Below are 17,614 nucleotides of genomic sequence, written 5' to 3'. Positions count from 1 at the left end.
GGTGGCTAACCCTTCACGGCGCCGATCATGATGCCCTTGGCGAAGTGTTTCTGGAGGAAGGGGTAGACGAACAGGATCGGCAGGATGCTGACCACGAGCATCGCCATCTGCAGCGACTGCTGCGGCAGCGCCGTACCGCTGTCGCCGGTGCCGATCGTGGCGTTGTTGACGACAAAGGTGCGCAGCACCAGCGACAGCGGATACTTCTCGTTCTCGGTGATGTAGAGGAGGGCCGAGAAGAAGCTGTTCCAGTAGCCCACCGCGTAGAACAGACCGATCACGGCCATGATCGCCTTGGACAGCGGCAGCACGATCCGGGTCAGGATGGCGATCTCGCCGGCACCGTCGATCTTGGCCGAGTCCAGCAGTTCCTGCGGCAGGTCGAGGAAGAACGCCCGCATGACGATCACGTTGAATGCGTTGATGAGCATCGGCAAGATCAGTGACCAATAGCTGTTGAGAAGGCCGAGCTGCTTGACCGTCAGGTACATCGGGATGATTCCTGGTGCGAACAAGAGACTGAACAGAACCAGCAGCAGAATCGGTTTGCTCCCGTAACTGCCGGGCCGGCTCAGCCCGTACGCAAGCAGCGTCGTACAGGCCAGAGACAGCGTCGTACCGACGAGGGTGATCGCGACGGAGACGAACACCGCGCGGGTGACCACGCCACCGGAGAACAACGCCCGGTAGGCCTCGAGACTGGGATTGTCGGGCCACAGGACGTAGCCGCCGGCGGCGGTCACCTGCTGCTGGTCCGCCAGGCTCGTGGAGACGACCGCCAGGAACGGCAAGATCACCAGCAGGCAGCCGATCGTCAGCACGAGACCCTTTGCCGCTCGCACCGGAACTGCGGCGGGCGTGACCGAGACGCTCATTTCTGGTAGACCCCCCGCTCGCCGAACAGATGCGCAACCTTGTTGGCGGCGAGCACGAGCACGACGCCGATGATGCCCTTGACCAGGCCCGCGGCGGCCGAAGCGCCCCAGACGCCGGCGCCGACCGCGTTGTTGAACACGTAGGTGTCCAGTACTTCGGAGGCGTCCGGGCCGACCGCCTGCTGCTGCAGGATGATCTGCTCGAAGCCGACGTTGAGGACGTCGCCCAGCCGCAGAATCGCGAGCAGGATGATGACGGAGCGGATGCCGGGCAGGGTCACATGCCACAGCTGGCGCAGCCGGGAGGCACCGTCGACCGCTGCCGCCTCGTACAGCGCCAGATCGATCCGGGAGATCGCGGCCAGGAAGAGGATCGTGCCCCAGCCGGTGTCCTTCCAGATCACCTGGGCGACGATCAGCTCCTTGAACATCGCGGGGTTGCCGATGAGGTTGAAGCTGCCGAGGTCGTGATGCTGCAGGAAGCTGTTCAGGAGGCCGGCGTTGCCCAGCATGTGCTGGAAGATCGCCACGACGATCACCCAGGACATGAAGTGCGGCAGGTACAGCACCGACTGCACGAGTCGCTTGAAGCGCTCCGAAGTGAGCGAGTTGAGCATCAACGCCACCGCGATCGGCAGCGGGAAGACGAAGAACAGCTGCAGCAGGGAGATGACCAGGGTGTTGGTCAACGCGTTGAGGAACGCCGGATCGCCAGTGAAGATGACCTGGAAGTTGTCCAGCCCGACCCATGGCGAGTCCGCAATGCCGACGTACGGCTGGTAGTCCTTGAACGCGATGACGTGGCCCAGCAGCGGGATGTAGTGGAACACCAGCAGCGCGCCGAGACCGGGTAGCGCGCAGGCGACCAGAAGCCAGTCCCGCCGCAGCCGTCGGCGCCCGGTTCGTGGCATCAGTTGTACTTCTTCTGGGTGCGGACCTCGCGCGGCCAGCTGAGCTCGACGCCGAGGTCGACGAGGAGCTTCTGGTACTCGGCGAGCTTCGCCTGATCCGTGTGCACCTTGCGCGGCGCGGACCCGGTGTCCAGGCAGTACGCGGCGAGGGCGCCGGCAGCCTCACCGATGTTCCACTCGACGGGGTGCAGGCGGTAGCAGCCGTTGGTGATGTGGGTGGTGCCGAGATTCTTGTTCGCGGGCAGCAGGTTCTCCACTCGGACCGGCAGCAGCGCGCCGAGTGGAATCTGGAACGGCCAGCTCTCGACGTCGATGTACTGACGCGGTCCGCCGTCACCACCACTCGAGGGGTGTAGGTCAATGCGGTAGCTGCCGATGCCGACGGAGTCGCGGAACTCCTCCGCGCCTTCCAGTGCGCCTCGGGCGGCGACCCCGACGTGCTGCTCGGTGACCGTGAAGTCGGCACGGATGCGGCGCGACTCACGGATGTACGGATACTTCGCGAGGCCGTCGGCGGTGTCCGTGACATCGTGACGCAGCCGCAGACCGGGATACCCGGTGCCACCGTCGTACGTCGGTGCCTCGGTCTGCATCCAGTACAGGAAGGAGAGGCTGAGCTGCTTGGCTGCCGCGAGATGACGGTCCCGTTCGGAGTCGTCGACGCCGGTCAGCGGGCCCAGCCAGTAGTCCACCTGCTGCCAGTTGACCAACGTGATGTCGCTGGCCGCGAACCCCGCGGTGAGATGCGAGTTGTGCAGGATGCGGCGGAACCGCCACAGGTCGAAGTCCCTGTCCGGCTCGAAGATGTTCTTCTTGTACGGGCGAAGCGTCTCGGGCGCGACGTGCATCCAGCTGAGCAGCGGAGCCGGCCAGAAGTCCGGGTGGTACTCGCGCCAGAAGTCGTACATCTGCGGCCGGTCGATCGTGTGATCCTCGCCGGGCCGGTGGTCCAGCGCGAAGCAGTACGTGAACGACTGCTGGTCCAATGGCTGGGCGGGTCCCTCGGGGGCATGCGGCTCGCCGGTCTCAGCGCGACTCTCCGCGCCCATCACATGCTCGACACCGGCAAGCTCCAGCAGGTCCCCGAGCTCCGTCGCGTCCAGGATGTAGGAGGCCGAAGCAGTCAGCTCGTGACCGGTTCCAGTGTCGAGGAGCCGGACCGCAGTCACCTGGTCGCCGTTGGTCTCGGCCGCAATCGGTCGGTGCCGGAGCAGGACCTGGAGCTGCCGGTTCGCCCGGTACGGCGCCAGCAGCTCGTCGATCGCCGCTACCGCGACCCGCGGCTCGTGACACAGACGGCTGACGTGGCCCTGTCCCGGGTTGAGGTTCTCGGTGGCGAGCGCCTGTTCGGTCAACGGGTAGCCGCGGCGGTAGTAATCGCGGATCGTCTCCCGCAGCTTGCGGTACGTCGCCGTACAGCCGAACTGCTCGATCCACGGGTGCTCGTCCGGCGGCACCGCCTGCGACGTCAGCTGGCCGCCGAGCCAGTCGGTCTCCTCGGTGAGGACGACCTGCCGGCCCATCCGGACGGCGGACAGCGCCGCGGCGATACCGCCGAGTCCGCCGCCGACGACCAGGACATCGCAATGTAGCTCACGCACGAAAGCTCCTTGTGGGGTTCAGCCGCGGGGCGCGGCCAAGGTTTCGCCGTCGCGGATCCCGCACTCGATGACAGTGCGGCGAGGCGATCGGTCGGAGGGGTTCTTGAGGATGTCGGCCAGCAGCCGCACCGCCGCGACACCCATCTCCCGGCCAGGGGTGACGACGGTGGTGACATCGCGGACGGTGGGCACCAGGGAGAACTCACTGAGGGCCGCGACGGACAGGTCGCGCGGCACGGACAGACCTAGCTCCTCGGCGGCGGCACAGGCGTCGCCGGCTCGCTCGCAGTCGTCGGCGATGAGGCAGGTATAGCCCTGCTCGACCAGTCGGGGGACGAGCTCGGTGACGGCACTGGCGTTGGGCGTGACGAACACGTCGGCTGCGTCGAGCCGGTCGGCGAGCTGATCACGGGCAGCGGTGAAGCCGGTGTCGCGGTCGATGATCGACTCGTGGCTCGAACCGCCGTGCAGCCGCGCGATCCGGCGATGTCCGAACCCGCTGATCCGCTCGACCAACTGGCGGGTGGCGGTGCTGTAGTCGGCAGCGGCGTACGAAGTCTCGATACTGGCCAGCTCGCGGCGGCCGATGAACACCGCGGGGAAGCCCTCGCGGAGCATCGCGGCGAGCTCGTCGCGGTCCTCGGCCTGACCGACGATGACCGCTCCGTCGGCGAGCTGAAGGGTGTTGAGCCCGTTCTTGTAGATCGCCCGGCGCCGGCCGTCGATGTGCGAGCCGGTGAAGAGCAGCAGATGGCAGTCGAGGTCCTCCGCGGCCTCCTCCACCCCGGTCAGGAAGGGGTGGTAGAAGTTCATCGCGTCCATCGGGAACAGCGCCTCGTAGGTGAACACGCCGATGATGTTGCTGCGCCCCCCGGCCAGGTTGCGGGCGGCGACGTTCGGCACATAGCCGAGCTGCCGGATCGCCTGCTCGACCCGGGCCGCGGTGCTGTCGCCCACCCGGACGCCCGTGCCGGTGCGGCCGTTGACCACCGCCGAGACCACAGCGGGGGACACCTTCGCCAGCCGGGCCACATCGGCCTGGGTCGGCCGCTTCCGCGGACCTCCGGCATCGTTCATGCGATGGTTCCAATCTGATATCGCGCATCATCATCGGGCGCCGCTCACGGTAGTCAACCGTTGCTCCCGGGTCAACAGAGCGGCTTCTTTGCGAGGTGTTGACAGTCGTGGAGACCCGACTCTAGTGTCACCAGCCATCTGATGATGCGCCTTATCAACGTCAGATCCCACGAAGGGAGAATCGCAAGTGACCCAGCACCCGGTCCTGAGCCGTCGGGACCTCCTGCGTGGCGCGGGAGCGCTGTCGCTCGCCGCCGCGATCGCACCACTCACCGCGGCCTGCGGCGGCGGCACTGCTGACGTGAGTGCCGCCAACGCCCGGCTGAAGCTGCCGACGTACGTCCCGTTCGGCGGAGTCAAACCGGATCTTGCAGCCGGCGACAACCTGCTGCCCGGCTTCTACGGCTATCCGGCCGACCCGGTCTCGGCGATCACCGGAAAGCCCGGCGCGGGCGCGGGGAAGGTCGACATCCTGGTCAACACGTTCAGCCCGGTGCCGCCCGCCGTGGGCAGCAACAGTTACTGGCAGGCGCTCAACGACAGGGTCGGCGCCGAACTGGCGTTCAACATCGTGCCGGATGCCGACTACGGCACCAAGCTGACCACGACGCTGGCCGGGGGAGACCTGCCGGACCTGGTGATGCTGCAGAGCTGGACCCCGAACCTGCCCGCGGTCCTGAAGGCCAAGTTCGCGGATCTGACTCCGTACCTGTCGGGCGACGCGGTCAAGGAGTACCCGTTCCTGGCCGGCATCCCGGAGTTCTCCTGGCGGCCGATGATCGCGAACGGCGGGATCTACGGCCTGCCCACACCCCGGGCCAGCATCGGGAACATCATGTTCGCTCGCGACGATCTGATCGCGGAGCGGTCACTCAATCCGGCGCCGCAGAACCACCAGGAGTTCGTGGCCCTGTGCGAGGGCCTGACCGATGCCAAGGCCGGACGCTGGGCACTCGGCGATACCGGTGTCGGGGGCGGTGGCGCTCTGGCGTTCACGCTGGCGATGGCCGGCGCCCCGAACGGCTGGGAGGTGAGCGGAGGCAAGTTCACCAACGCCGTCGAGACGGACGCCTATCCCCAGGCACTCGACGCTGTCGCCGCGATGGTCAAGAAGGGGGTCTTCCACCCCGACACGTTCAGTGCGACCTTCCAGCAGGGCCGGGACTGGTTCGGCACCGGGAAGATCGCCCTGAAGGTCGACGGCTACGCGGCCTGGGACATCCTGCTCTCCACCTACCAGGGGATCGACGTCGGCGCGATGATCGCCCCGGCGTTCGACGGGGCCGGAAAGGGACGCCAGTTCACCGGGTCCGGCAGCTTCGCCGTCACCGCCGTCAAGAAGGGCGACGAGGCACGGGTCAAGCAGTTGCTGGCGATCGCGAACTGGATGGTCGCTCCCTTCGGTACCGCCGAGCATCTGTTCCGCAAGTTCGGTGTCGAGGGCACCGACTACACGATGACGGACGGCGTACCCAAGCCGACCAAGCGGGGCGAGACGGACGTCAAGATCCCTCTCCAGTATCTCGTCGACAGCCCGCCGGTCATCGGGCCCGGCGAGAAGGCAGTAGTCGACAAGCAGTACGCCTTCCACCGCAAGGCCGCGACGCTGCTGGTGGAGGATCCGACCGTCGGCCTGGACTCGGCCACCCGGGCAGCCAAGGGGTCCGCCCTGTCGAAGATCCTCAACAGCGCGGTGAGCGAGATCGTCCGCGGCAACAAGCCGGTGACCGACTGGTCCGGCGTCGTCGGCAACTGGCGCCAGTCCGGCGGCGACACGATGCGCGGCGAGTTCGAAGCGGCGTACTCGAAGCAGCGCTGAGCACTGACATCTGCTCCACCCATCCCACCGACAGGAGAGTCCGATGCGCATCAGAATGGGGCGGCTGCTGGCCGCAGTCTCACTGCTCGCGGCCGCCGCGACCATGCCGGCCGCGGCCGGCGCCGCCACAGTCCAGGAACAGGCCCCCAACTGGCAGTTCATCTGGGGTGACACCTTCGACGGCACGCTCGACGCGCAGAAGTGGGGCGCCCTCGAGGGCACCACCAGTCCGGGTACCGACCTGGCCTACGCGTCCTTCGACGTCACGACGAGCAGCAGCAATCTGGTACTGACGACCGAGAAGCGGCAGTACGGCTCCAAGCCCTACACCTCGGGCATGGTGTGGACGAAGGGCCGCTTCTCCTTCACCTACGGCAAGATCGAAGTGGTGGCGAAGGTGCCGCCGATGGGAACCGGCATCTGGCCCGCACTCTGGCTGCAGGGCAACGCGACCTACAACTGGCCGGGCCCGGGCGGCAACGAGATCGACTTCGCCGAGATGTGGAACACGCCGTACGAGGTGAAGCACGCCCTGCATTACGCGGACACCCCGAACGGCCCTGACCTCGGCGCCAACCAGGGCTGCAAGTACGTCAGCCCGGTCGACCTGTCCGCCGGCTACCACACGTACGGCGTCATCTGGGAGCCCGGGCCGACGCTGACGTTCACCGTCGACGGGCAGCAGACCTGCCAGATGAGCCCACAAGGCAACTACTTCAACACACCCATGCACATCATCATGAACACCGCGGTCGGCGCCTCCTGGATCGGCCATCCCGACGCGACCGTCCCGTTCCCCCAACAGTTCAAGATCGACTCGGTCCGCGTCTACCAGGACGCAAACCTCAACTGACCCACCCCGACGTACCCTCTGCCCGGCCGGTCATCGTCCTTCGGCGATCCGTTCGTGGTGGTGGATCACCTCTGCGATGACGAAGTTGAGGAACTTCTCCGCGAACACAGGGTCCAGCCCGGCGTCGGTGGCCAGGGATCGAAGCCGGGTGATCTGCCGCTCTTCCCGCGCCTTGTCGGCCGGCGGCATACCGCCACGAGCCTTGAGTGCACCCACCTGCTGGGTGCACTTGAACCGCTCGGCAAGCAGGTGCACCACCGCCGCGTCGATGTTGTCGATCGTGCTACGCAGGCTGGCGAGTTCAGCCGGGACGTCCGTATCTGTCACGTCACCACTCTGGCACAGGGCCGCTCGTGAACTTGTCGGCACTCCGTTCACCTCGAGCGGTGACGACTGCCGTCAGTCGCAGTTGTCGCAGATCCCGTTGGCTGGGGTCTGCAGGTTGCAGATGGGGCACTTGTTGATCGGGCGCTCAGCGATCGCGGCCTTGCGGGCCCGCGCGCGGGCGGCGGCGAGTTTCGGCGGGATCATCGCGCTGCCACCGTCGGCGGGCAGGCCTGCCGCCTCGAAGTGACGGTAGCTGGCGACGCGCTCGTGGGAGGCGTGCACATCCGCGTCCGGGGGAGTGGTACCAGTTGCCGCACCCACGATGGCGGCGTACCCGTCGAAGACGCTCTCGTCGGGGTTGACGCACAGCGCCGACAACATCGGCTCACCCCGCCGCAGGCTCTCCGCGGACACCTCGGCGAGCACGCCACCGATCCAGTGCCGGGTCGGTTGCTTGGTACGGATGCCGGTCAACTCCTGGACGCCCGCGGCGATGTCCTTCTGCTGCCTGAGTGCCTGGTACTTCTTGGCGGCGACGATCAGCAGCTCCCGCGCGGCGCCCGCCCACTCGATGCGGGCGGCGGCGACACCGACATCGGACACGTCGCGCCAAGCGCGATCCTCTACATCCTGCACGGTGGGGTCTGATGCGGCGACATCGAAGCTGGACACGCGGGAGACCCTAACCGCCCCACCACCAATCGGCGAAACCACCGTCCAGACAGATGCCGCATCACCTGGTACCCACGCACAATCCGCCTGGGGTTCGGGGTTGGCGGAGTGGGGCGCGGGTACCGGGTTGGTGCCGTCCGGCAGTGGGCGGATGCTGACTGGTCGCATCTGCTGGAGGGGTTGTGATCACAGTCGGTGGCGTGCCGTCTGGGGGGCGGTCCCGTTCATCCGAAGCCGGTGTGTCCGGCGACGGAACTGACGATGGGAGACACCATGGATACCGGAGACAAGATGAAGAACGCCGCGGAGTCGGCGAAGGGCAAGATGAAGGAGAAGGCCGGGGACGCGACCGACGATCGCGATCTGCAGGCCGAAGGCCAGGCGGAGAAGACGAAGGCCGATCTCAAGCAGGCCGGCGAGAAGGTCAAGGACGCGTTCAAGGACTGACGCGCCGCCTCTGACCTGTTCCAGGATCCCCGCTCCTCGAGCGGGGATCCGTCGCATCTGAAGAGGCCTTTGATTTCCAGCCGGGCTTGCCCGCGTGCTCACCGAGGGCTATGGTCGTATGAACGTAAGACGTACGGTCGTAATACAAACCCTCATGGAGCCCGTGATGACAGGAACTCGCCCGATCGCGTTCGTGACAGGCGCCACCTCAGGCATCGGCAAGGCGACTGCGGTCGCGCTGGCTGCCGCGGGCTTCGAGGTGGTCGGAACCGGCCGCAACACCGCGCACCTCACCGCACCGGCTGGCGTGACCTACCTCGACCTGGACGTGACCAGCGACGAATCGGTCGCATCGGCGGTCAAGCAGGTGATCGACCGCTTCGGACAGATCGACGTACTGGTCAACAACGCCGGCGTCGGCTCAACCGGCGCAGCCGAGGAGTTCTCGATCACCCAGACGCAGGACATCTTCGACATCAACGTCTACGGCGTCATGCGGACGACCAAGGCGGTCCTGCCGCACATGCGCGCCCAAGGCAGCGGGCGCATCATCAATCTCTCCTCCCTCAGCGGGTTCGTCCCCAGCCCGTTCATGACCGTCTACGTCGCGACCAAGTACGCGGTCGAGGGCTACTCCCAGTCGCTGGACCACGAGGTCCGCGAGTACGGCGTACGGGTCCTGCTCGTCGAGCCCGGGCCGATCAACACCCCGTTCGCAGGCCACAGCGTGGAGGCCGACACCCCCATGCCGCTCTACGCCGCGGGACGGCGCAACTACGACGAACTGTTGGAGAAGAACCTCAGCAGCGGCGACGACCCCGCCGTCGTCGCCAAGGTGATCGTCGCGGCGGTCACCGACCGGAACCCGAAACTACGGCGCACCGCCGGTACGACCGCCCGGACCGTCAACGCGGTGTACCGCGCCGCCCCGCCCCGGATCTTCGACCGCGTCATCCGCAGATTCAACCGGATGCCGAGCTGACCGCTGCCGAATGCACAGGCCCGACGAGACGGAGGAGGCACACATGGTGCGGTACACGAAGGAACACAAGCAGGAAACGCGGCAGCGGATCATCACGACGGCCGGTCGGCGGTTCAAGCGCGACGGCATCGACGGCTCCGGCGTCGCGACGCTGATGAAGGACGCGGGCCTGACCAACGGCGCCTTCTACGCCCACTTCGCCTCCAAGGACGACCTCGTCGACACCGCGATCACCGAGCAGTTGCACACGCTGCACACGAACATCGTCGAGCAGGCCGCGCCCGGCCTGGCCGGCCTTGAACAGATCGTGCGCTGGTATCTGTCGCCCGACCACCGGGACAATCCCGTCGACGGCTGCCCCAACGCCGCCCTCCTGGACGAGATCGCGCGCAGCGGCGATACCACCAGGCAGGCGTACACCGACGGCGTGCTGCGCGTCATCGACGGCCTCGCCGCCCGCATGACGCCCGAGGACCCGATCTCGGCGCGCGTGAAGGCGCTCAGCCTCCTCGGTCTGATGGCCGGGACGCTGCAGCTCTCCCGAGCCCTGACGGACCGAAAGCTCTCCGACGACCTCCTCGCGCAGGGCCTCAGCAACGCCTTGGCCCTGCTGGACCCCAAGCTCCGACCATAACCGCGCAAACCTTCGACGAGCGATCGCGCCTCCTTGCGTGACAGACGCCAACGGGACGGGGGCCGAGGCACGCTTGAGGGTCAGCTTTCCGCTTCGCTCTGCAGTTTCTGCTGCAGCTCGTCCTTGCTCAGCCCCGACGTTCCGGAGATATCCGCGTTGGTTGCCTGCTGGGCGAGTTGGTCCCGGGTTATGTCGCCGGGCTGTTCGCCGAGGTGTTGTTTGCGGCTGGCAACGAAGGCTTCGCCGAGCTCGGTACGGCGCTCGTCGGACAGATTGGAGCGCATTCCGGGCAGGACCTTGGTCTCTTCCTCCTCGACGTGATGCGACACCGCGTCGATCAGGTTCTGCAGCGCGGAGTCGAACTTGGCCGAGGTCGGATCAGTCGCGGCGAGTTTCGCGAGCAGCTGGTCGGCTTCGATGTGTTCTTGCTGGCTGTGCGAGACCTCGTCCTTCTCGCCGGCCTCCGCTGCGGCGACCGGATAGACCTCGGCTTCCTCTGCGCGGCTGTGGGCGGTCAGCAAGGTGGTCAGCACCGGTAGCAGGTTCGGGCGCTTCTCCGGGCTGTCCTTGAGCTCGTCGAACAAACGCTCGACCTCACGGTGGTCCTGCATGATCAGGTCGACTACATCGACGGGCATCTCATTGTCCCTTCAGGTGGTGTGGTGTCCGACCGGTACCCCCGGCGTATGCGGCCGTTCTGCTATCGCTGGTTGCGGGTCAAGGAGACGGCTGCCGCCGTGGCGCCGGCGGCGAGTGCGCCGATCAGTCCGCGGTGCCTGGAGGCCCAGGTCTGGAAGCTGCGCGACGTCGACCGGTTGTCGAACGCTCCGTGCGCGCCGTAGTCGCGCTCTTGGTCGGCGGGCTGCCACAGGTTCGCGGCCTTCTCGGCGGGCTGGTCGGTCTGCTGCGCCTTGTAACCGGTCCGCGCCAGGTAGCGGTCCAGGAGTCCGGCGGCGAACTTGTTCGCGATCAGCGTGGCCACGGTCGGCGCGCCGACCCAGTACTCGCGCCGGCGCGGATGGTCGGCCGCGTAGACGACAGCGTCCGCGGCGACTTCGGGCTGGAAGATCGGCGGCACGGGTTGCGGGTGCTTCGGCAGCCGGGACAGCACCCAGGAGAACTGTGGTGTGTTGACGGCCGGCATCTGGACCATGGTCACGTGCACGTTGGACCTGTCGTGCAGCAGTTCGCATCGCAGCGAGTCATGGAAACCTTGCGTCGCGTGCTTCGCTCCGCAGTACGCCGACTGCAGCGGGATCCCGCGGTACGCGAGCGCCGACCCCACCTGCACGATCGTGCCGTGATCGCGCGGCTTCATCCGGCGTAGCGCAGCCCGCGTTCCGTGCACGTACCCGAGATAAGTGACCTCGGTCGTGCGCTTGAACTCGCTGGGCTCGATCTCCAGGAACGGCGCGAACACCGACGCGAAGGCGACGTTCACCCAGACGTCGATCGGCCCCAGTTCCTTCTCCACCCGATCGGCCGCGGCCTCGACCTGTTCGTGGTCGGCGACGTCGACCGGGATCGGGAGCCCGGTCCCGCCGGCGGCGGTGACATCGCGTACGGCGCCTTCGAGTCCCGACTCGCCGCGGGCCAGCAACGCGACCTTGTCGCCGCGCCGGGCGAAGGCGACCGCGCTCGCCCGGCCGATGCCGCCACTGGCGCCGGTCACCACAACAACCTGTCCCACGCGATCCTCCTCGGTGCCTGATCTGACGATCAAGCCCTTCCGGTGACCACCGCGGACTCCTCGAAACCTGTTTGCTGCCGAACACCCCGTGTACCGGCCGGTCGGGTCGACTGCTCTCGGCCTGGGAGACGGCCGGCAACGAGCCGCGGTCCGTGCAGGCCCGGCACGAGGAGATGGCGGCCTTCGAAGCGGTCGGGTACGCCAAGTTCACCGGCGCCGGAACATCACCTTCCATTGGGTCCAGGGTCATTCGGACCACGAGATGAACGACTTCGTGGACAGCCTGGCCGTCGCTGCCTGCTTCCCCGCCGCAGTGACACTTTCGCAATGCGACGCCCGGTAACAGATCGAGCTCCCGGACGATAACTCCAGAGAGGGACGGTACTAGCCGATCCGGCTAGTTTTTGACGCCGTTCCCAAGGTTTGGGAAAGAACATTTCGAGCCGTTCCGCAAACGGTCTCGAATGGTTGGGGGGAGGATTTACGTGTGCTGGATACCGTTCCGGGGGATTGAATCGATCGATTGACGAAGACGAGTAGGGTGCGGCGCATCGTACGCGATGCGTCGCACCCTACTGGCTTGTACGGGCCTTGTCCGTCAGATTGGTTCGCAGCTGGCGGTGCGCACGGGACCGGACAATTAGCTGACAATTCCAGCTGATTCCTAGGTGCCCGTGGAATTGCGTCCCACGATGGATCGGCGCTGGAGGTTCCGGTGCTGTGGATTCGTCGGGGGAGGCTCGCTCAGAATGGTTGGCACCGTTGATCCGCTGCTTGCCGAGTTCGTTTGGTTCGGCACGGCGACGTTGCGGCGGCGCGCGCACGGGGCCGCCGGCCCGAACACCTGCCCGACGCGGATCGCGCCGTACAGCTCGACGGCCGCGACCGTGCACCAGGTCTGCCGCGACTCGGACTGCCTGGGGATCATGCATGACATCTACGCCCGCGTGCTCGACCGTCTCGAGCAGCTCGGTCAGTCTCTGGCGATGGTTGCCGAGCGCCCCGGGTACGCCCGTCGCGTGGTCGGATCGCAGGTGGCGGACTTCGAGCGGGAGGCTCGGGTACGCCGTGGCCTGCCGGCGAAGCCGACGCGGAACGACGGCATCGCGGGCCGGGTGAACGACGCCCTGGCCGAGCAGGACGAGGCCGCCTGGTTGCGGACGCTGTTCCGGATGATGCGCGGCTACGCCTGCCGGGACGGTCGCGTCAGTGCGGCGTGGCCGGTCGATGCGTGGTCCGGTGAGAAGAGCGCGCACGACGGAGTGCTGCGCGTGATCGGTACGTCCACAGCGCAGGCGGAGCTGATGACGAACATTCGTACCGTGCTCGAGGTCGCCGGCCGGGTAGCCGGCGAGGCGTGGGTGAACGACTCGATCCTGCAACCGTTGCGGACGTGCATGGTGCCGCTGGACGACAAGCACGAGCAGGCAGCGGCATCGCAGGCACCGGTCGCGGATGTGGTGACGATCAACGAGTTCCGACGGCGGTTCCGCCGATTGACCGTTGCGGGGTTGCCGACCGAAACGGCGTTGCGCCAGTCGTCAATGGAGGTTCTCGGGGCCGAGCCGAGGTGCGCGGTCGGGGACGTGTTCGACGACTTGCTTCTCCTGGCGGAGGTTCAGACCCAGCCGATGCCGTAGGCAAGTCCTTGCCGGATGTTCGGCCAATCCGCCGCGACACAGTGATCGTCGTTGGGCGTCAGGCTGTGCCCGGTTGGCTGGCGGTCCTCGATGACCGGTGGCGGCACACCGTCGTATCGCCAGACGTGGCCGGCCTGGGCGCCGTCCTCGAAACGCACGCTGGCGCGGAAGGAGCGGGTGCGCCGGACCGGGGCGAGTGCGTTGTACGGACGGATGAAGTCCCGGGACGGCATTGTCACGCTGACGCCGACACGATGCGTCTCACCGGTGTCGAGAGGTCGGGGCAGGTGCATGGTGAGCAACCAGGAACTGGCCGAGTACCGGTCGATCTCGATCTCTTCGCAGCCTTCGGTCGGCTCGACCTCGATCCCCGCACCGTCCGGACCGCCGACGACATGCGGGACGCTGAAGGACTCGCACAGTGTCGTCAAACCGTTCTGCGTGACGTGGATGTCCCGGATGCCGATGAACTGTGGTCGGTCCCCGATGATCGCGTGCGATTCGATCCGGTCGACGTACCATCCCCTTGCCACCAGGGGATTCTGGTCGTCACCGACCCGGGTCCTGCGCTCCAGGACCTGGGCGACGGCGCGGTTCGCCTCGCGGAGCCGGCGGAGGATCGTTCGCGGACCACGGTCGAGTTCGATGCCGACCTTCTCCAGCCTGGCGGTCAGGTACGGCGAGTCGTCGCCGACCCCGAGCCCGGCCAGGAAGACCTTCTCGAGATCGGGTTGCAGGGTCCTCGCGGCGTCGAACAGATGGGCGCTGATGAGCCCGCGGCCGAGGGCACGGTCTGGCTCGTTGTCGCCGAAGATCAGCGCCGACAACCACGGACCCAGACGGTCCACCACGTCGGCCGCATACACGCCGCGGCCGCGATGCAGGTTGTCCAGCTCCTTCGCGAGCAGTTCGACCCGGGCGGTCATGCCCCGGACCTCGCCGAGAGGTTACCGGGCTCTGGTTTCTGCACTGGATTCATGTCTTGGTCTCGCCCCCCACGCCCAACCAAACCGTGACTCCCCGTAGATGTCAATCACCCGACGTCGGCCCGAACCCGGAGACGAGCACAGGGCCGAACACGGGACGCGGTGCGTGGCTGCGTGGTATAAGCGATGGGTGGGGATTACGCACAGCGACGTGGCGCCGTGGGATGCCGCCGATCTCTGGGAGCGTTGAGCTTTGCCGGGGGAAGCGGCGTTCGTCGGTCGGGACGAGCAACGGGAGTTGATGGGGCGGCGGCTCGCCGATGTACGAGACGGTCATGCCCGGACCGTGCTGGTGGGTGGTGACGCCGGAGTCGGCAAGAGCCGGCTGGTCGCGCTGTTCGCCGAGTCGGCGCGCGCCGGTGGTGCCCATGTGCTCTCCGGAGCTTGCGAGGAGCACTTCGGTGATCCGATGCCGTACGGTCCGTTGCTGGAGTTGCTGGAGACGTTCGGACGGGAACGCGGCAGCAAGCGGGCCCGCGCGATCGGCGGACCGGCCTACCAGCGGCTGATCGACTTCTTCGACCTGGGCGTCGACTCGATGAAGAGTCCCCAACAGGTCTTCCTCGCCGTACGCCGGATGCTGGACGACCTCGGTGCGGACGCGCCGGTTGTGCTGATCATCGAGGATCTGCACTGGGCGGATCCGTCGACGCTCGACCTTGTGCGGCACCTCGGCCAGGCCGGCCAGGAGGACCGTCGGTTGATGCTCGTCTGCACCTATCGCACCCGCGAGGTGAGCCGTGACAACCCGTTGTGGCAGTTGATGGCCGGGACGGCGTTCCAGCGGCGGACCGAGCGCATCGAACTGCCCGCCTTTACTCTGAAGGAACTGAGCCAGTTCCTCGACTCGGTGAACGGCGGCCGGTGCGAACCGGAACTCGTCGAGCGCTGCTTCGAGTGGTCCGACGGAATCGCCTTCTACGCGGAGCAATTGATCGCCACCGGCGCGCTGGAGAACCAGGAGGACACTCGGCTTCCCGCCGACATGGAGTCGGTGGTGCTCGCTCGACTCACAGGTCTGGACACCGACGCGCTGAATGTACTGCGAGTGGCGGCCGTCGCAGGTCGTGCGATGAGTCGGCGGTTGCTGCGTACGGTCAGCGACCTGCCCGCGGATGCGTTGCACAAGGCGGTGCAGGAGTGCTTCGACCGCCAGATGCTCATCGCCGGACACAACGAGGACGTCTACCGGTTCCGGCACGCGTTGTTGCGCGAGGCGGTGTACCAGACGACGGTGCGCGACACGCAGGTCGATCTGCATATCGCAATGGCGGAGGCGCTGGCGTCCGACGCGCGACTGAGTCTCACCGAGGGCTCGGCGACCGCCGAGCAAGCCAGCCACTGGTTCCAGGCAGGCGTCCGGCCGAAGGCGCTCGCGTTCGCCGTGCTGGCTGGGCAGCTCGCCGCGCGTACCTTGGCGTTTCCGTCCGCGGAGGTGCAGTTCGGCCGGGCCTTGCAGTTGTGGCAGCAGGTCGATGATCCCGAGGCGGTGGCCGGCATCGGACGTGTCCGGTTGCTGATCGAGGCCGCTGACGCCGCGCGCTGGTCGGGGCACGTTGGTCTAGCCATCAAGTACATCGGGCAGGCAGTCTCGGAAGCGCCGGACGGCTACCCGGCGGATGGGCTCGGCGAGCTGCAGGAGAGACTTGCCACGTACCTCTGGGAAGCCGGTGAGATCGGCGATTCCACGAACGCCTTCGACGAGGCCGCGAGGCTGCTGGAGGGGCAGCCGTCCTCCGCGATGAAGGCACGTGTCCTCGCCGGGGTCGGGCTCGCCCGGCTGCGGGCCGGTCGCTACGCGGAAGGCCGTACGGAGGCCGACAAGGCGCTGGCGATGGCAGTCGAAGTCGGAGCGCGGGCCGAGGAAGGTCGCGCGCTGAACATCTCCGGCCTCGCATTGGAAATGCTCGACGAGCCGGGCGGCGCAGAGCGGCTCCGGCAGGCAGTCGACATCGCGCATTCGGTGCACCACATCGAGGATCTGTTCCGGGCGTACGGCAATCTCGGGCTCGTGCTCGAGCACGCCGGCCGTCTGCGGGAAGCGGCCGAGGTGACGAAACGCGGACTCGAGGAGGCACGGACCCTCGACCTCGCGAACACCAGACAGGGCACGATCCTGGCGAACAACAGCAGCGTCGCGCTCGTACTGCTGGGGGAGTGGGACGATGCCGAGCGCATCATCACCGAGGTGTCGCTGGATCGGCCGGTCGCCGAGAGCCTCTATCCGCGCCTCACCCTCGCCGAGATCAAGGTGGCGCGTGGCGAGTACGACCAGGCGCGCGAGCTGCTCGCGTCGATCGCCGCCGTCGAGCCCGGCGAGGATCCGCGCTTCATCGGGCCGCTGCACACCGTCCGAGCCGAGTTGGCGCTCGGTGAAGGTGACCTGCTCCGCGCGGTGGACGAGGTGAAGCGTGGCGTCGAGGTTGTCCGAGGCAGCGAGAACGCCGTGGAGTTGCTGCGACTGTGTGCGGTGGGTCTCCGCAGCGCGGCAGACCAGGCCACTCGGCGGGGTGCGAACGATGCCGATCGGGCCGCGGCGGTGCGTACCGGCGACTGGCTCGCTCACGAGGGCTGGGATGCCCACCCGGTCCCGTCAGGGGCTGAGACGGAACAGCTCGTACGGCTGTGCAAGGCCGAGCGACAGCGCATCCGGCGCGCCGGCACCGCCGCGTTATGGAGCGAGGTCGCGACCGGATGGGCGGAGCTGGATCGTCCGTACGCCGTCGCGTACGCCCGATTCCGTCAGGCAGCCGCGACTGATGACCGGACGGCGGCGCGCGCGATCCTCCGTCACGTACATCGCGTGGCTGTGGAACTCCGCGCCGACCCGTTGCGGGTCATGGTGACCGCATTGGCCAAGCGCATCGGACTCGACGTGGATCGGGCGCCGCGGATCGAGCGACCGTACAACCTCACCGACGCGGAGTTCGAGACCTTGCGCTTGCTCGCCGACGGTAACGACGCCACGGCGATCGCCGCTGCGCGCACCGTGTCCCAGCGAACCGTTGAGACACAGCTCGGATCGATCTATCGAAAGCTGGGCGTCCGCGGGGCCGGTGAGGCGGTGGCGCGGACGCACAACGAAGCCTTGCTGCGCTGA

General features: G+C 67.3%; 16 protein-coding genes. 7 read left to right on the top strand and 9 right to left on the bottom strand.

Features of this window, described 5'->3' with window-relative positions; genetic code table 11:
* Window positions 1-5 precede the first annotated feature (5 nt).
* The 4 genes from OHB24_RS35710 to OHB24_RS35695 are packed head-to-tail and all read right to left on the bottom strand — an operon-like array spanning window position 6 to window position 4,464.
* A complete protein-coding gene (locus OHB24_RS35710) occupies window positions 6-875 on the bottom strand; it encodes a carbohydrate ABC transporter permease (RefSeq protein WP_327635322.1) in 870 nt (289 codons plus the stop codon).
* Entirely contained in the window at window positions 872-1,786 is a 915-nt protein-coding gene (locus OHB24_RS35705) for an ABC transporter permease (protein WP_327635321.1), read from the bottom strand. The genes OHB24_RS35710 and OHB24_RS35705 overlap by 4 nt, the downstream gene beginning before the upstream one ends.
* Window positions 1,786-3,387 carry an FAD-dependent oxidoreductase gene (locus OHB24_RS35700; protein ID WP_327635320.1) on the bottom strand — a complete coding sequence of 534 codons (1,602 nt, stop codon included), beginning with the start codon at window positions 3,385-3,387 and terminating at the stop codon, window positions 1,786-1,788. The genes OHB24_RS35705 and OHB24_RS35700 overlap by 1 nt, the downstream gene beginning before the upstream one ends.
* Before the next feature lie 18 nt (window positions 3,388-3,405).
* Complete coding sequence (locus OHB24_RS35695) at window positions 3,406-4,464, bottom strand: LacI family DNA-binding transcriptional regulator (RefSeq protein WP_327635319.1); 1,059 nt, start codon at window positions 4,462-4,464, stop codon at window positions 3,406-3,408.
* Between the two features lie 187 nt (window positions 4,465-4,651).
* Here OHB24_RS35695 and OHB24_RS35690 point away from each other — a divergent pair, with 187 nt between their 5' ends.
* Complete coding sequence (locus OHB24_RS35690) at window positions 4,652-6,283, top strand: extracellular solute-binding protein (RefSeq protein ID WP_327635318.1); 1,632 nt, start codon at window positions 4,652-4,654, stop codon at window positions 6,281-6,283.
* A 43-nt stretch (window positions 6,284-6,326) separates the two neighbouring features.
* Complete coding sequence (locus OHB24_RS35685; protein ID WP_327635317.1) at window positions 6,327-7,136, top strand: glycoside hydrolase family 16 protein; 810 nt, start codon at window positions 6,327-6,329, stop codon at window positions 7,134-7,136.
* Window positions 7,137-7,166: 30 nt separating this feature from the next.
* Here OHB24_RS35685 and OHB24_RS35680 read toward each other — a convergent pair whose 3' ends face one another.
* Both OHB24_RS35680 and OHB24_RS35675 read right to left on the bottom strand, forming a co-directional pair.
* Window positions 7,167-7,463: a chorismate mutase gene (locus tag OHB24_RS35680; protein WP_327635316.1), complete on the bottom strand. Its 297-nt coding sequence runs from the start codon at window positions 7,461-7,463 to the stop codon at window positions 7,167-7,169.
* A 72-nt stretch (window positions 7,464-7,535) separates the two neighbouring features.
* Entirely contained in the window at window positions 7,536-8,135 is a 600-nt protein-coding gene (locus OHB24_RS35675; protein WP_327635315.1) for a hypothetical protein, read from the bottom strand.
* A 273-nt stretch (window positions 8,136-8,408) separates the two neighbouring features.
* On the opposite strand from OHB24_RS35675, the gene OHB24_RS35670 reads away from it, so the two are divergent.
* From OHB24_RS35670 to OHB24_RS35660, 3 genes are all read left to right on the top strand, one after another.
* Window positions 8,409-8,582, top strand: coding sequence for a CsbD family protein (locus tag OHB24_RS35670; protein WP_327635314.1), 174 nt, complete (start codon window positions 8,409-8,411; stop codon window positions 8,580-8,582).
* 166 nt (window positions 8,583-8,748) lie between these two features.
* On the top strand, window positions 8,749-9,564 hold the full coding sequence (locus OHB24_RS35665; protein ID WP_327635313.1) for an oxidoreductase: 816 nt from the start codon (window positions 8,749-8,751) through the stop codon (window positions 9,562-9,564).
* A 43-nt stretch (window positions 9,565-9,607) separates the two neighbouring features.
* Window positions 9,608-10,198: a TetR/AcrR family transcriptional regulator gene (locus tag OHB24_RS35660; RefSeq protein ID WP_327635312.1), complete on the top strand. Its 591-nt coding sequence runs from the start codon at window positions 9,608-9,610 to the stop codon at window positions 10,196-10,198.
* A gap of 80 nt (window positions 10,199-10,278) precedes the next feature.
* On the opposite strand, the gene OHB24_RS35655 is transcribed toward OHB24_RS35660, so the two are convergent.
* Window positions 10,279-10,836 (bottom strand): hemerythrin domain-containing protein, encoded by a 558-nt coding sequence (locus OHB24_RS35655; protein WP_327635311.1) that lies wholly within the window; start codon window positions 10,834-10,836, stop codon window positions 10,279-10,281.
* A gap of 62 nt (window positions 10,837-10,898) precedes the next feature.
* Window positions 10,899-11,888 (bottom strand): SDR family oxidoreductase, encoded by a 990-nt coding sequence (locus OHB24_RS35650; RefSeq protein ID WP_327635310.1) that lies wholly within the window; start codon window positions 11,886-11,888, stop codon window positions 10,899-10,901.
* A 749-nt stretch (window positions 11,889-12,637) separates the two neighbouring features.
* Here OHB24_RS35650 and OHB24_RS35645 point away from each other — a divergent pair.
* Window positions 12,638-13,528, top strand: a complete 891-nt coding sequence (locus OHB24_RS35645; protein ID WP_327635309.1) for a hypothetical protein — start codon at window positions 12,638-12,640, stop codon at window positions 13,526-13,528.
* Here OHB24_RS35645 and OHB24_RS35640 read toward each other — a convergent pair.
* On the bottom strand, window positions 13,507-14,454 hold the full coding sequence (locus OHB24_RS35640) for a hypothetical protein (protein WP_327635308.1): 948 nt from the start codon (window positions 14,452-14,454) through the stop codon (window positions 13,507-13,509). The two genes, OHB24_RS35645 and OHB24_RS35640, sit on opposite strands and share 22 nt — an antisense overlap.
* Before the next feature lie 253 nt (window positions 14,455-14,707).
* Here OHB24_RS35640 and OHB24_RS35635 point away from each other — a divergent pair, with 253 nt between their 5' ends.
* A complete protein-coding gene (locus OHB24_RS35635; RefSeq protein WP_327635307.1) occupies window positions 14,708-17,614 on the top strand; it encodes a helix-turn-helix transcriptional regulator in 2,907 nt (968 codons plus the stop codon).

The organism is Kribbella sp. NBC_00482 (assembly GCF_036013725.1).
Lineage (GTDB): Bacteria > Actinomycetota > Actinomycetes > Propionibacteriales > Kribbellaceae > Kribbella.
The sequence above is the reverse complement of the archived record's forward strand: the minus strand, read 5'-3'. Positions and strand labels throughout refer to the sequence as shown.